Genomic DNA, 12,878 nt, shown 5'->3' on the forward strand with positions numbered 1-12,878 from the left:
CACCCATCGCTGCGCGTTGAGGCGGGCGTGGGTATAGAAACGGTGGTGATGTCCACCTCCGTGAATCGTCTGAACTTCGTGGCGGTCGGCCTGGATGATGCCCTGGCCGCCCCGTTGCTGGCCGAGTTGGCCGTGGAGTATTCGGGCCGTTATGGCGGGACGGCGGAGCGCACCATGGCCTGGCTGGTCACCGATCCCGGACAGTTCGCCCCGCCCGGCGGCGGGCTCTACATTGGGCTGCTGGACGGGGTCCCGGTCACCGGCGGGGCCTTCACCCGCTTCGATGACGAGACCGCCGAACTCAAGCGCATCTGGACCGACCGCAATCATCGGAAGCGTGGCTTGGCCTCGGCGTTGCTCACCCATCTCGAAGGCGAGATCCGCGTGCGGGGATACCGGCGGGTCTACCTGATGACGGGGCATCTGCAGCCCGAGGCCGAGGCGCTGTACGCGTCGACGGGCTATACCCGGCTGCCTACGCCGATGCCGGCCGAAGGGGAGGGCGCGGTGTTCCCGATCGCGTTCGAGAAGGGCCTGGGATGAGTACCAGCAACATTCCGCTGTCGGTCCTCGACCTGTCCCCGATCAGCGCCGGCAGCGACGTCACGACCGCGTTGCGCAACACGGTCGATCTGGCCCGGCACGCCGAACAGTGGGGCTACCAACGGTTTTGGGTGGCCGAGCATCACTTCGTGGCGGTGGCCAGCTCGTCACCCGCGGTTCTGGTGGGGCAGCTCGCCGCGGCTACCCAGCGGATCAGGGTGGGCACCGCGGCGGTACAGCTGGGCCACACCACTGCCATTGCCGTGGCAGAGAGTTTCGGCACGCTGGCCGCGTTTTATCCGGACCGGATCGATCTCGGGGTGGGCCGCTCGGGGCAGAAGCGCGCCGAGGCGGTGCGGGCGAAACCGCGTGAGCCCAGGCCGCCCCGGGAGTGGCACGAGATCGACGGGGTGGTCATCCCGGCGCCGTATGACGTCAGCGCCCTGATGCGTGATCCGCGGCTGCGGTCCCGGATGGCGGTGTTGCAGCAACCCGAAGCGCTCACACCGGATTTCGCCGAACAGGTCGATGACATCCTGGCGATGCTGGCCGGCCGGTACGAGGTCGGCACGGTGGTTCCCGGTGCGGGCGCGTGTCTGACACCGTGGGTGTTCGGCAGCAGCAAGGGGCAGAGTGCCCGGGTCGCCGCCGCGCGCGGATTGCCGTTCGTGGCCAGCTACCACATCACCCCGGCCACCGCGCTGGAGGCAATTGAGGTGTACCGCAACGGCTTTACGCCCTCGGAGCACCTGTCGCAGCCGTACGTGGCGGTGTCGGCCGACGTGGTGGTGGCCGACGACGAAGGCACGGCACGGCACCTGGCGTCCAGCTACGGCCACTGGGTGTATTCGATCCGGGCCGGCGGCGGCGCCGCGCCGTATCCGGATCCCGACGACTGCGCACCGTTGACCGCCGAGCAGCTCGACGTGGTGCGCGACCGCACGGCAACACAATTCGTCGGAGATGCCGACCAGGTGGCGGGCCGGCTGGCAGCGTTGCAGCGCGTCAGCGGGGCCGACGAACTCGTCGTCACCTCGGTGACACACCGGCATTCCGACCGGTTGCGCTCCCACCGGCTGCTGGCCGAAAGGTGGCATCAGTAGCGGTTAGGCTTGCCCCGAAGCTGTCGTCACCTTGGGGGTGTGTTTGCCGAGTCCACAGGTAATCGTGGGATCGCTGCTCTTGGCAGCGGCCGCGGTGGTGTTCGGGCTCGGCGTGGCGCTGCGCATGTTCATCGGCCGCCGGGCGGACTCGGCGCAGACCCGGCGGCGCATGCATGCCTTCCGCCGCACCAGATTCGCCCGGGTGCTGTTCGGCGCGATCGGCGACGACGAGGTGTTCGACCCCGATGAACTCGACCAGATGGTGCTGATGCCGACGATCGTGCTGGCCTGCGGACTCTGCCTGACCGGGTTCTTCCTGCTCGGTTACCGCATCCTGCAGAACTAGACGTGCCGGGCCGCGGCCGCCGCGGCCGCGTCGGCGATCGCGCCGCGCCAGACGGGCCCGTGCCCGGGCAGCATCACGTCGGTGCCCAGCGCGCCCAGCGTCGTCAAACTGGCCAGGCAGCGGTCCTCGTCGTGGTTGAACAACGCCGGCAGCAGCGTCGGGCCGGTGTGCCGCAGCAGCGGATGTCCGGTCACCAGGGCGTCACCGCTGACCAGCACCCCGCCGACGAGGTACGAGCAGTGCCCGCCGGTGTGCCCGGGCGTGGGCACGGGCACCGGAGATCCCGGCAGCCCGGCGGCGACGTCCGGGGTGAGCGCCTGCGCGGTCGGGATGCCGGCGTGGTTCAGACCGCCCTTGGCGGTGATGGTGGCGGCCCACTTGAGCCAGCGGGGCTGCCAGATGTTGCGCACCACGTCGGCCGGGGCCGCCTGCTCGAGGTATTCGCGCTTGGTGTGCCCGAGTTCACCGGTGTGGCAAAACACCGGTGTGCCATGGGTTTTCGCCAGCCAGATGGCGGTGCCGAAGTGGTCGATGTGGGCGTGGGTCAGCAGCACCGCGGCGATGTCGGCGATGCCGAATCCGAGCGCACGCACCGACCCGATGACGTCGTCGCGTTGTCCGGGGAAGCCGGCGTCGATCAGCAGCACCCGCTCCCCGTCGGTCACCAGCGTCCAGTTGACCAAGTCGGTTTGCGCGAAGTGCACATGTTCGGTGATCGCGCTCAGGGCTGCTGCCATATCGCGAGTGTAGGGACTGGAGTAGAACAGAACCGTGGCTGAACTCAAACTTGGTTATAAGGCATCGGCGGAGCAGTTTGCCCCGCGTGAATTGGTCGAGTTGGCCGTGCTGGCCGAATCGGCGGGCATGGACAGCGCGACGGTGAGCGACCATTTCCAGCCCTGGCGTCACGAGGGTGGGCATGCGCCGTTCTCGCTGGCCTGGATGACCGCGGTGGGGGAGCGCACCGAGCGGCTGGTGCTGGGCACCTCGGTGCTGACGCCGACGTTCCGGTACAACCCGGCGGTGATCGCGCAGGCCTTCGCGACGATGGCGTGCCTGTACCCGGACCGCATCTTCCTCGGCGTGGGCACGGGCGAGGCGCTCAACGAGATCGCCACCGGCTACGCCGGCGAGTGGCCCGAGTTCAAGGAGCGCTTCGCTCGGCTGCGGGAATCGGTCAAGCTCATGCGTGAGCTGTGGCTGGGCGACCGCGTCGACTTCGACGGCGAGTACTACCGGCTCAAGGGCGCCTCGATCTACGACGTGCCCGAGGGCGGCGTGCCGGTCTACATCGCCGCGGGCGGGCCGGTGGTGGCCAAATACGCCGGCCGCGCCGGTGACGGGTTCATCTGCACCTCCGGTAAGGGTGCGGAGCTGTACAAGGACAAGCTCATCCCCGCCGTGAAGGCCGGCGCCGAGGCCGCCGGGCGCGACGCCGAGGACATCGACCGGATGATCGAGATCAAGATCTCCTACGATCCGGACCCCGAGCTGGCGTTGGAGAACACCCGGTTCTGGGCGCCACTGTCGCTGACGCCTGAGCAGAAGCACTCGATCGACGATCCGATCGAGATGGAGAAGGCCGCCGATGCCCTGCCCATCGAGCAGGTCGCCAAGCGCTGGATCGTCGCGTCCGATCCCGACGAGGCGGTGGCCAAGGTCAAGGATTATGTCGACTGGGGCCTCAACCATTTGGTGTTCCACGCGCCGGGGCATGATCAGCGCCGCTTCCTCGATCTGTTCAAGAAGGACCTGGAGCCGCGGCTGCGCAAACTGGGCTGATTTATGCTGTAGCGGTGCCGGAGGGAGCCAAAGCGACCGCGATCTACATAGCGTCCCCTGAGGGCGACACCGGCAAATCGACCATTGCGCTGGGCATTTTGCAGCGGCTTGCCGCGACCGTCCCGAGGGTCGGGGTGTTCCGTCCCATCACCCGGCTGGGCGAGGACCGCGACTACATCCTGGACCTGTTGCTGGCCGGGGCCACGGCCGAGCTGAGTTACGACGACTGCGTGGGAGTCAGCTACCAGCAGGTGCACGAGGACCCGGACGTCGCGATCGCCGAGATCGTGGACCGCTACCACCAGGTGGCCGAGCAGTGTGATGCGGTGGTGATCGTCGGCAGCGATTACACCGATATCGCCACGCCCAGCGAACTGAGCATGAATGCGCGCATCGCGGTCAACCTCGGGGCGCCGGTGGTGCTCGCGGTCAAGGCTGCCGACCGGACACCCGCCGATGTCGCGCACGTGGTCGAGGTCTGCCTGGCCGAGCTGGGGCACCAGCACGCCCACGCCGCGGCGGTGGTGGCCAACCGGTGTGACCCCGCACAGCTGACGGCGGTGGCCGAGGCCCTCACCCCGCTCGGCCCGCCCGCCTACGTGTTGCCCGAGGAGCCGGTGCTGGTGGCACCGTCGGTGGCCGAGCTGCAGGTGGCGGTCGACGGCACCGTGATCGCCGGCGACCCGGAGTTGCTCTCCAGGGAGGCGATGGGCGTGATGGTGGCCGGTATGACGGCCGAGCACTGCCTGGAGCGGCTGACCGAGGGCATCGCGGTGATCACCCCGGGCGACCGCTCTGACGTGGTTCTGGCCCTCGTCAGTGCCCATGCCGCGGAAGGCTTTCCGTCATTGTCGTGCATCATCCTCAACGGTGGGCTCGAGCTGCACCCGGCGATCGCGGCCCTGGTCGAGGGGCTGGGGCAGCGGCTGCCGATCGTGGCCACCGGATACGGCACCTTCGAGACCGCGAGCCGGGTGGCCGGCACCCGGGGCCGGGTCACTGCGACATCGCAACGCAAGATCGACACGGCGCTGGCGCTGATGGACAAGCACGTCGACGTCAACGATCTGCTGGCGCAGTTGAGCATTCCGATCCCCGCGGTCACCACCCCGCAGATGTTCACCTACCAGCTGCTGGACCGGGCCCGCTCCGACCGCAAGCGCATCGTGCTGCCCGAAGGCACCGACGACCGCATTCTGCGGGCCGCCGGTCGGCTGCTGCAGCATGAGGTGGCCGAGCTGACGATCCTCGGTGAGGAAAGCCAGATCCGTTCCCGGGCAGCCGAACTCGGGGTGGACATCGAGGCCGCCGTGGTACTCGATCCGCGTACCAGCGAGCTGTGTGACCAGTTCGCCGAGCAGTACGCCGAGTTGCGCCGCAAGAAGGGCGTCACGGTCGAGCAGGCCCGCGAGATCATCCACGACGTCTCGTATTTCGGCACCATGCTGGTGTACAACGAGATGGTGGACGGCATGGTGTCGGGTGCCGCACACACCACGGCGCATACGATCAGGCCGGCTTTCGAGATCATCAGGACGGCCTCCGGGGTGTCCACGGTGTCGAGCATCTTTTTGATGTGCCTCGCCGACAAGGTGCTGGCGTACGGCGACTGCGCGATCGTTCCCGACCCGACGTCCGAGCAGTTGGCCGACATCGCGGTCTCCTCGGCACGCACCGCGGCCCAGTTCGGTATCGATCCGCGGGTGGCGATGCTGTCGTACTCGACCGGAACCTCGGGCACCGGGGCCGATGTCGACAAGGTCAGGGCGGCAACCGAACTGGTCCGTGAACGGGAACCGTCGCTGCTGGTGGAAGGTCCCATCCAGTACGACGCCGCGGTGGAACCGTCGGTGGCGAAGACCAAGATGCCGGATTCGCCGGTGGCCGGGCGGGCCACCGTGCTGATCTTCCCTGACCTCAACACCGGCAACAACACCTACAAGGCCGTGCAGCGCAGCGCCGGCGCCATCGCGATCGGCCCGGTGCTGCAGGGGCTGAAGAAACCGGTCAACGACCTGTCCCGGGGCGCGTTGGTGGAGGACATCGTCAACACCGTGGCGATCACGGCGATTCAGGCACAGGGATAACATGACCGTACTGGTGATCAACTCGGGCTCATCGTCTTTGAAGTACGCGGTGGTGAAGCCGGCCACCGGAGAATTCCTGGCCGACGGGATCATCGAGCAGGTCGGTGAGGGCCCGATCGCCGACCACGACGCCGCCCTGACCGCCACCTTCGACAAGCTCGCCGCCGAGGGGTTGCACCTCGACGACCTCGGCCTGGTCGCCGTCGGGCACCGGGTGGTGCACGGGGGCAAGAAGTTCTACCGCCCCACCCTCATCGATGACGCCCTGGTGGAAGAGATCGAAGAGCTGTCTCCGCTGGCGCCGCTGCACAATCCGCCGGCCGTGCTGGGTATCGAGGTGGCCCGGCGGATGCTGCCGGATCTACCACACATCGCGGTGTTCGACACCGCGTTCTTCCACAATCTGCCGTTGGCCGCCGAGATGTACGCGATCGACCGGAAACTGGCCGACCGGTGGCGGATTCGCCGCTACGGCTTCCACGGCACCTCACACGAGTACGTCAGCCGGCAGGCCGCCGAGTTCCTGGGGCGTCGCTACGGGTCGCTGAACCAGATCGTGCTGCACCTGGGCAACGGGGCCTCGGCGTCGGCGATCGCCAACGGCAGTCCGGTCGACACCTCGATGGGGCTGACCCCGATGGAAGGCCTGGTGATGGGCACCCGCAGCGGTGACATCGATCCGGGCATCATCATGTACCTGTGGCGCACCGCCGGCATGAGCGTCGAGGACATCGAGACCATGCTCAACCGCAACTCCGGTGTGCTGGGTCTCGGCGGCGCCAACGACTTCCGGGACCTGCGCCGGCTCATCGAATCCGGGGACAGCGCAGCACAATTGGCCTACGACGTGTATGTGCACCGGCTGCGCAAGTACGTCGGCGCCTATATGGCGGTTCTCGGCCGCACCGACGTCATCAGCTTCACCGCCGGCGTCGGGGAGAACGACATCGGGGTACGCCGCGATGCCCTGGCCGGCCTGGCGCCGCTGGGCATCGAGATCGACGAAGCCCGCAACGCCGGCCCGTCGCGTGAGGTCCGGTGCATCTCCACGCCCGAGTCGCCGATCACGGTCCTGGTGGTGCCCACCAACGAGGAGTTGGCGATCGCCCAGGCCTGCGCCGAGATGGTTTGATCCTTACCGGGAATCAGAACGTGCTCATCGGCCGCACGCTGTTGGCCAGGTCGATCAGGGCGTAACGGTGTGACTGGGTCGGGGCGACGCGGGCCAGCGCCCGCAGTGACGCCTCGACGCCGAGCTTGAGACCGTGCTCGGTGAACGGGAACCCGAGAATGTGGTTGCTGCTGGCCGAGTTGTCGGCCAGCCAGTCCATCGCGGTACCCAGTACCAGTGCCCGGATCTGCAGCACCCGCGGCTCGGAATCGGGCAGCGCTTCCACCCGCCGGGCCGCATCGCGGATGTTCTGCTCGGTGATCTCCCCGGTGGACCGGCCCGACAGCAAGGTGACCGCGCTGGTCAGCCGGGCCGTGGTGAAATGGCGTGAGGTGGCCGGAACCTGGTCGAGGGTTTGCACCGCCTGATCCCGCTGACCGGCGACGGACTGAGCGCGGGCCAGCCCGAAACCAGCCGAGATCACGCCGTTGTCGGTGCTCCACACGGTGTTGTAGAACTTCAGCTCGTCGGCGGTGCCGGCCAGCTCGGCGGTGGCGGCCAGGGCCAGTTTGGGCGCCAGCTCGCCGGGCAGGGTGTCCAGCACCTCGGTGAAATGCTTTGTGGCCGAGTCATAGTCAGCAGACAGCATCTCGGCCACCGCGCGGAACCAGACCAGCTGCCAACGCCAGCCGACCCGGATGGCCAGGTCGTCGAGTTTGCGGGTGGCCTTGGCGACGTCGCCGAGATCCAGCAGGGCGCGAGCCTCCATCAACGGCAGCTCCACCGACTCCGACAGGTCCACCCCCTCGGCGTCGATCGCGCCGTGCCGCGCCGCCCGCAACTGGTCCAGGGTGTGCACCGGCTGGCTGAGCACACTGGCCACCAGCATCGGGGCGCCGACATCGGTGCGGTCCACCAGCGGCACCGGCAGCGCCCGCACGATCTCCTGAGCCGTCAGCTTCTCCGAATGCACCTGTCCGTCAACGTAAACGTCGGTGTGGGCGACCAGCAGATCGACCCCGAAAGTCGACCGGGACGGGCTGAACACCGTCGACAGACCGGGCCGGGGGATGCCGCTGTCGGCGGCCACCACCTCGCGCAGCACCCCGAGCAGCTGCGAAGACATCTCCTCGGCGCTGCCGAAACGGCGGCGCGGATCGGGATCGATGGCCCGGCGCAGCAGCCGCCCGAACGAGTCGTAGGTGTCGAGTACCGGGTCCTCCGAGGGCAGCCCGTCCACGTAGCGGCCGCGGCGGGTCCGCAGATTCAGCGTCAGCGCGGCCAGGGTACGGCCCACCGAGTAGATGTCGGTGGCCACCGTCGGACCGGTCCTGACGATCTCCGGCGCCTGGAAGCCCGGTGTGCCGTACAGGTATCCGTAGGAGTTGATCCGCGAGACCGCACCGAGGTCGATCAGCTTGAGCTGCTCCTCGGTGATCATGATGTTCTCGGGTTTGAGGTCGTTGTAGGCCAGCCCGATGGAATGCAGGTAACCCAGCGCGGGCAGGATCTCCAGCATGTACCCGATGGCCTCGGCCACCGGCAGCCTGGTGCCCCTGGCCTGTTTGAGCGAAGTGCCGCCGACGTACTCCATCACGATGTAGCCGACCGGATTGCCGTGCTTGTCATCGTGTTCGACGAAGTTGTAGATCTTGACGATCCCCGGGTGCGTCACCTCGGCGAGGAACTGACGTTCGGCCATGGCGATCGCCTGGGCCTCGGCGTCCCCGGAATGCACCAGGCCTTTGAGCACCACCGGGCGTTCGTTCACGTTGTGGTCGAAGGCGAGGTACACCCAGCCCAGGCCACCGTGAGCGATGCAGCCCTTGATCTCGTACTGGTCGGCGACGATCTCACCGGGGGACAGCTGCGGCAGAAACGAATACGCGCTGCCGCAGTGCGGGCACCAGCCCTCCGACAGGGCGTGCCCGTCCGACGACGACCGGCCGACCGGCTTGCCGCAGTTCCAGCAGAACCGCTTCTGCTCGGCCACCACGGGGTTGGTCATCAACGCCGTCAACGGATCCCGCTCGGGCACCCGCGGGATCTCGACCAGCCCGCCGCCGAGGCGCCGGATCGGTGACAGCATGCGGGTGGCGATCGTGACGCCGTGTGGTTCGGTGTCGTCGGTGCCGTACGGGCCGTCGTCGGAATCGTCGAACTCCGGGCGGAACACCGCCTGCGTCGCCATCGGCCGCATGGTGGACTGCGAGTCCATGTCTAGGTCTTCCAGGCTCGCCGGCTGCGTTCCCGGTCCGGCGTCCGTATCGGCGTCGGCGTCGGCGTCGTTGGGGTCGTCGGGTCGTTTCATCAGTCGACATACCTCGCAACCGGGGGCGACGGCGCCGGGCCGAGGACCGTCAACCACTTGCGGTACAACGTGTTCCAGGTGCCGTCTCGACGGATCCGCTCCAGCGTCGCGTTGACCACCCGGACCAGCCCGGTGTTGTCCAGGTTCAGCCCGATGCCGTAGGGCTCCTCGTTGAGGCTGGGCCCGACGATGTGCAGATACGGGTCCTGGGCCACCAGCCCGGCCAGGATCGAATCGTCGGTGCTGACCGCGTCGGCCTGCCGCTGCTGCAGCGCCACCAGGCAGTCGGCCCAGGTCACCACCGACACGATGATCGGGGCCGGGCTGATCTGCTGAATGCGCTTGAGCGAGGTCGTGCCGTCCACCACACACACCCGCTTGCCGGACAGGTCGGAGGCCTGGCTGATGTTGGAATCCCGCGCGGCCAGGATCCGTTGGTGGGCCATCAGATACACCGTGGAGAAGTTCACCTGCTTGCGACGCTCACAGGTGATCGTCATGGTCTTGACCACGATGTCGACCTGATTGTTCTGCAGCGCGGCGATGCGGTCGGCCGAGGACAGGATGCGGTACTCGACCTGCGACGGGGTGCCGAAGATGTCGCGGGCCACCTCCCCGGCGATGTCGACGTCAAACCCGTTGATCTGCCCGGTGATTGGATCCCGGAACGAGAACAGGTTGCTGCCGATGTCCAGTCCGACCACCAGGCGCCCACGGTCACGGATCTTGGCCACCGCCGCCTCGGCATCGGCCTTGTTGCTGAACGGCCGCAGGCTCGCGGTGCGGTTGCACTCGTCGGTCTCCGGCGTCGGCACCCGCACCGGCTGGGGTGCCAGCTCCTGCATGCCGGCCGGGCTGGGCGGCGCCAGCGTCATCGTCGGCAGCGTCAACGGCGGTGCACTCTGACTGCAACCGGCCAGCACCAGGGTTGCCGCGAGCACGGCCAACATCTTTCGGGTACCCATCATCTGTACTCACTGAGTCGGGGCCACAGCCCGAGCGCCACTGCCAGCGCCGCGGCCACACTGAGCAGCGCGGCGCCCACCGTGGCGCCGGACAACACCCGGCGGGCGTTGGCGATGTCGTTGCGCAACTCGCTGCGGCAATGTTCGATGCCCTTGGCCAACGCGGCGTCGAGCTTGTCGAATGCCGGCGTGGAATCGTCCTCGCCGGTGCCCAGCGCCACCCGGGTGGCAGCCTGATAGTTGCCCACCGCGATGTAGGCGTTGATCCGGTCATCGGCCGCGCGCCACTTGGTGAGCAGTTCCTCGGCGCCCGACAGATCGCTCTTGTCGATGCCGGTGTCGCGGGCCAGGTACTGCGCGAGCTGCTGCTGCATGGCCTCGATGCGCTGGTAGTAGGACTGCTTGCGCAGGTTCTCGTCGCCGCGGCGGATCAGGGCCAGCGTCTCGTCGGCGCGGGCCTGCTGTGCCGTGATGGCCAGGTTGGTCACCGTCTTGAGGGACTCGGCGGCGGTGTCCTTGGCGCTGCGGCTGTCCGACGTCGAGATCACCAACGCCGTGGTCACCCAGATCAGCATGATCAGCACGGCCAGCCCGCCGGCGACGAACCCGATGTTCACCCGGCGCCGGGTACGCCGCGCCAGCCAGCGGTTGGCGAACGCCCCGAACATCAAGGTGGCCAGCACCACCAGCATCACCGGGGCCGGGATCCGGGTGGAGGCCGTCGTCTCGGCGTCCACCCGCGCCGAGGTCTCCTCGTACAGCCGCTGGGCGTCGGGCAGGATCTGCGCCTGCATCATCGCGGAGGCTTCCGACAGGTACGACGAACCCACCGGGTTGCCGGCCCGGTTGTTGGTGCGGGCCGTCTCCACCAGACCCGTGTAGACCGCCAGCCGAGCATTGATCCGGCCGAGCACCTGCACCAGGGCCTCGTCGGTCAGCCCGCTGGAGGCCCGCGTCACCGCCACCGAGGCGTCGGTGATGGCCTGCTCGTACCGCTGCCGCACATCGCGCGGTTCGGCGCCGGCGATGAACGCCGTGGCCGCGGCGGCGTCGGCCACCGACAGCGTGGTGTAGAGCTGGCCGGCCGCGAAGGCCAGCGGCTCGGTGTGGTCGAGGACCGTGGTCAACGCCTGCTGGCGGTCGTTGATCGTGGTGGACGTCGCGAACGCACTGGCGATGACCAACCCGGCGAGGACCACCCCGATGGTGAGAATCCGCCCGGGCGTGGTCCACAGAAACCACCACCGCGGATGGGCAGGAGTAGTCGGCGACCGGGACGCGAGCGGTTCGGTCGAGGGATGTGCCAACTCCACAGTCACCTGCGCACGGACCTCATTTATTTCGGTGCTTACGGCTGCCCCCACACTATAAAAAAATTCTAAGAGCCCCCGCTTAGGCTCGCGGAGAAAGTGGGGACCACCGAATGTGGCGGTGTTCCTTATCCTGTACGGGTGCGCGGCGACGGTGACGGCTGGGTGTTCTCCGACAACGGCGCCCGCTACTGGGGGCGCCACGGTGCGGCGGGCCTGTTGCTGCGCGCCCCGTGGCCGGGCGGATCGGCCGCGGTGCTGCTGCAGCACCGGGCTCCGTGGAGCCATCAGGGCGGCACCTGGGCGCTGCCCGGCGGCGCCCGCGACAGTCACGAGACCGCCGAGCAGGCCGCGGTGCGGGAAGCCCACGAGGAAGCCGGGGTGACGGCCGAGCAGCTCACCGTGCGGACCACCGTGGTGACCGCGGAGGTGGCCGGGATCGGCGGCACACACTGGTCCTACACCACCGTGATCGCCGACGTGGCCGAGCCGCTGGAGACCGTCCCCAACCGGGAGAGCTCGGAGCTGCGCTGGGTGGCCGAGGACGAGGTCGCCGATCTGCCGTTGCATCCCGGGTTCGCGGCCAGCTGGCAGCACCTGCGGACGGTGACGGCCGCGCTGCCGCTGGAACTCAACCGGCCGCGCTGAGCGCATCCTTCAATTCCGCGGCCGCCGCCCGCGGATCGTCGGCGGCGGTGATGGCCCGGACCACCACGATGCGCCGCGCCCCGGCGGCCAGCACCTCGGGCAGCCGCTGCTGATCGATCCCGCCGATCGCGAACCACGGTTTGGCCGGGTTCAGTGCCGCCGTCGAGCGCACCAGATCCAGGCCCGGCGCGGTGCGGCCCGGCTTGGTCGGGGTGGGCCAGCACGGTCCGACGCAGAAGTAGTCGACGGGCTCGGCCACGGCGGCGGCCATCTGTTCGGAGTCGTGGGTGGACCGCCCGATCACCGGACGGGTGCCGATGATGCCGCGGGCCACGTCCAGCGGCAGATCGTCCTGGCCCAGGTGCAGCACATCGGCCCCGGCCGCCCGCGCGATGTCGGCACGGTCGTTGACCGCCAGCAACGCCCCGTGGCGACGGGCCGCGCCGGCCAGGATTTCCAGGGCCTGCAGCTCCTGACGGGCCTCCAACGGGCCGAACTGCTTCTCCCCGGGCGAGCCCTTGTCCCGCAGCTGGATCAGATCGACCCCGCCGGCCAGCGCCGCGTCGGCGAATTCGGCCAGATCACCACGTTCTCGGCGGGCGTCGGTGCACAGGTAGAGGTTGGCGCGCTGCAAACGGTCGGCGGGAGATTCCACACCGCGACGGTAGCCGG

The 12,878-nt window shown here is 68.5% G+C and carries 12 protein-coding genes; 7 read left to right on the top strand and 5 right to left on the bottom strand.

The features are described from left to right. Window positions 1-48: 48 nt before the first annotated feature. From FR943_RS02785 to FR943_RS02795, 3 genes are read left to right on the top strand one after another with little or no spacing between them, the layout of a single operon-like run. Window positions 49-543 (top strand): GNAT family N-acetyltransferase, encoded by a 495-nt coding sequence (locus FR943_RS02785; RefSeq protein WP_246584791.1) that lies wholly within the window; start codon window positions 49-51, stop codon window positions 541-543. Further along, complete coding sequence (locus FR943_RS02790; RefSeq protein ID WP_217154791.1) at window positions 540-1,646, top strand: LLM class flavin-dependent oxidoreductase; 1,107 nt, start codon at window positions 540-542, stop codon at window positions 1,644-1,646. The genes FR943_RS02785 and FR943_RS02790 overlap by 4 nt, the downstream gene beginning before the upstream one ends. Before the next feature lie 31 nt (window positions 1,647-1,677). Next, on the top strand, window positions 1,678-1,992 hold the full coding sequence (locus FR943_RS02795) for a hypothetical protein (RefSeq protein ID WP_217154792.1): 315 nt from the start codon (window positions 1,678-1,680) through the stop codon (window positions 1,990-1,992). On the opposite strand, the gene FR943_RS02800 is transcribed toward FR943_RS02795, so the two are convergent. Then, complete coding sequence (locus tag FR943_RS02800) at window positions 1,989-2,729, bottom strand: MBL fold metallo-hydrolase (protein WP_217154793.1); 741 nt, start codon at window positions 2,727-2,729, stop codon at window positions 1,989-1,991. The genes FR943_RS02795 and FR943_RS02800 overlap by 4 nt on opposite strands. 34 nt (window positions 2,730-2,763) lie before the next feature. Here FR943_RS02800 and fgd point away from each other — a divergent pair, with 34 nt between their 5' ends. From fgd to FR943_RS02815, 3 genes are read left to right on the top strand one after another with little or no spacing between them, the layout of a single operon-like run. After that, on the top strand, window positions 2,764-3,774 hold the full coding sequence (fgd, locus tag FR943_RS02805) for a glucose-6-phosphate dehydrogenase (coenzyme-F420) (RefSeq protein ID WP_217154794.1): 1,011 nt from the start codon (window positions 2,764-2,766) through the stop codon (window positions 3,772-3,774). Between the two features lie 14 nt (window positions 3,775-3,788). Beyond that, a complete protein-coding gene (gene pta, locus FR943_RS02810) occupies window positions 3,789-5,861 on the top strand; it encodes a phosphate acetyltransferase (protein WP_217154795.1) in 2,073 nt (690 codons plus the stop codon). 1 nt (window position 5,862) lies between these two features. Beyond that, window positions 5,863-6,993, top strand: coding sequence for an acetate kinase (locus FR943_RS02815; protein ID WP_217154796.1), 1,131 nt, complete (start codon window positions 5,863-5,865; stop codon window positions 6,991-6,993). Window positions 6,994-7,006: 13 nt separating this feature from the next. Here the strand turns inward: FR943_RS02815 and FR943_RS02820 are convergent, their stop codons facing one another. The 3 genes from FR943_RS02820 to glnX are packed head-to-tail and all read right to left on the bottom strand — an operon-like array spanning window position 7,007 to window position 11,567. Then, window positions 7,007-9,283, bottom strand: coding sequence for a serine/threonine-protein kinase PknG (locus tag FR943_RS02820; RefSeq protein ID WP_217154797.1), 2,277 nt, complete (start codon window positions 9,281-9,283; stop codon window positions 7,007-7,009). After that, window positions 9,283-10,248, bottom strand: a complete 966-nt coding sequence (locus tag FR943_RS02825) for a transporter substrate-binding domain-containing protein (protein WP_372448067.1) — start codon at window positions 10,246-10,248, stop codon at window positions 9,283-9,285. The genes FR943_RS02820 and FR943_RS02825 overlap by 1 nt, the downstream gene beginning before the upstream one ends. Further along, complete coding sequence (glnX, locus tag FR943_RS02830; protein ID WP_217154823.1) at window positions 10,248-11,567, bottom strand: protein kinase G-activating protein GlnX; 1,320 nt, start codon at window positions 11,565-11,567, stop codon at window positions 10,248-10,250. The genes FR943_RS02825 and glnX overlap by 1 nt, the downstream gene beginning before the upstream one ends. Window positions 11,568-11,699: 132 nt before the next feature. On the opposite strand from glnX, the gene FR943_RS02835 reads away from it, so the two are divergent. Next, window positions 11,700-12,206 (top strand): NUDIX hydrolase, encoded by a 507-nt coding sequence (locus tag FR943_RS02835; RefSeq protein WP_217154799.1) that lies wholly within the window; start codon window positions 11,700-11,702, stop codon window positions 12,204-12,206. On the opposite strand, the gene thiE is transcribed toward FR943_RS02835, so the two are convergent. Continuing rightward, a complete protein-coding gene (gene thiE, locus FR943_RS02840) occupies window positions 12,190-12,861 on the bottom strand; it encodes a thiamine phosphate synthase (RefSeq protein ID WP_217154800.1) in 672 nt (223 codons plus the stop codon). The genes FR943_RS02835 and thiE overlap by 17 nt on opposite strands. Between the last annotated feature and the right edge of the window lie 17 nt (window positions 12,862-12,878).

Origin of the sequence: [Mycobacterium] fortunisiensis (genome assembly GCF_019050325.1) — a bacterium.
Lineage (GTDB): Bacteria > Actinomycetota > Actinomycetes > Mycobacteriales > Mycobacteriaceae > Mycobacterium > Mycobacterium fortunisiensis.

Excerpts from the sequence above, each read along its gene's own strand:
- FR943_RS02785 (WP_246584791.1), top strand. The coding sequence starts at position 49 with ATGTCCACCTCCGTGAATCGTCTGAACTTCGTGGCGGTCGGCCTGGAT.
- FR943_RS02790 (WP_217154791.1), top strand. The coding sequence starts at position 540 with ATGAGTACCAGCAACATTCCGCTGTCGGTCCTCGACCTGTCCCCGATC.
- FR943_RS02800 (WP_217154793.1), bottom strand. The coding sequence starts at position 2,729 with ATGGCAGCAGCCCTGAGCGCGATCACCGAACATGTGCACTTCGCGCAA.
- FR943_RS02815 (WP_217154796.1), top strand. The coding sequence starts at position 5,863 with ATGACCGTACTGGTGATCAACTCGGGCTCATCGTCTTTGAAGTACGCG.
- FR943_RS02820 (WP_217154797.1), bottom strand. The coding sequence starts at position 9,283 with ATGAAACGACCCGACGACCCCAACGACGCCGACGCCGACGCCGATACG.
- FR943_RS02825 (WP_372448067.1), bottom strand. The coding sequence starts at position 10,248 with ATGGGTACCCGAAAGATGTTGGCCGTGCTCGCGGCAACCCTGGTGCTG.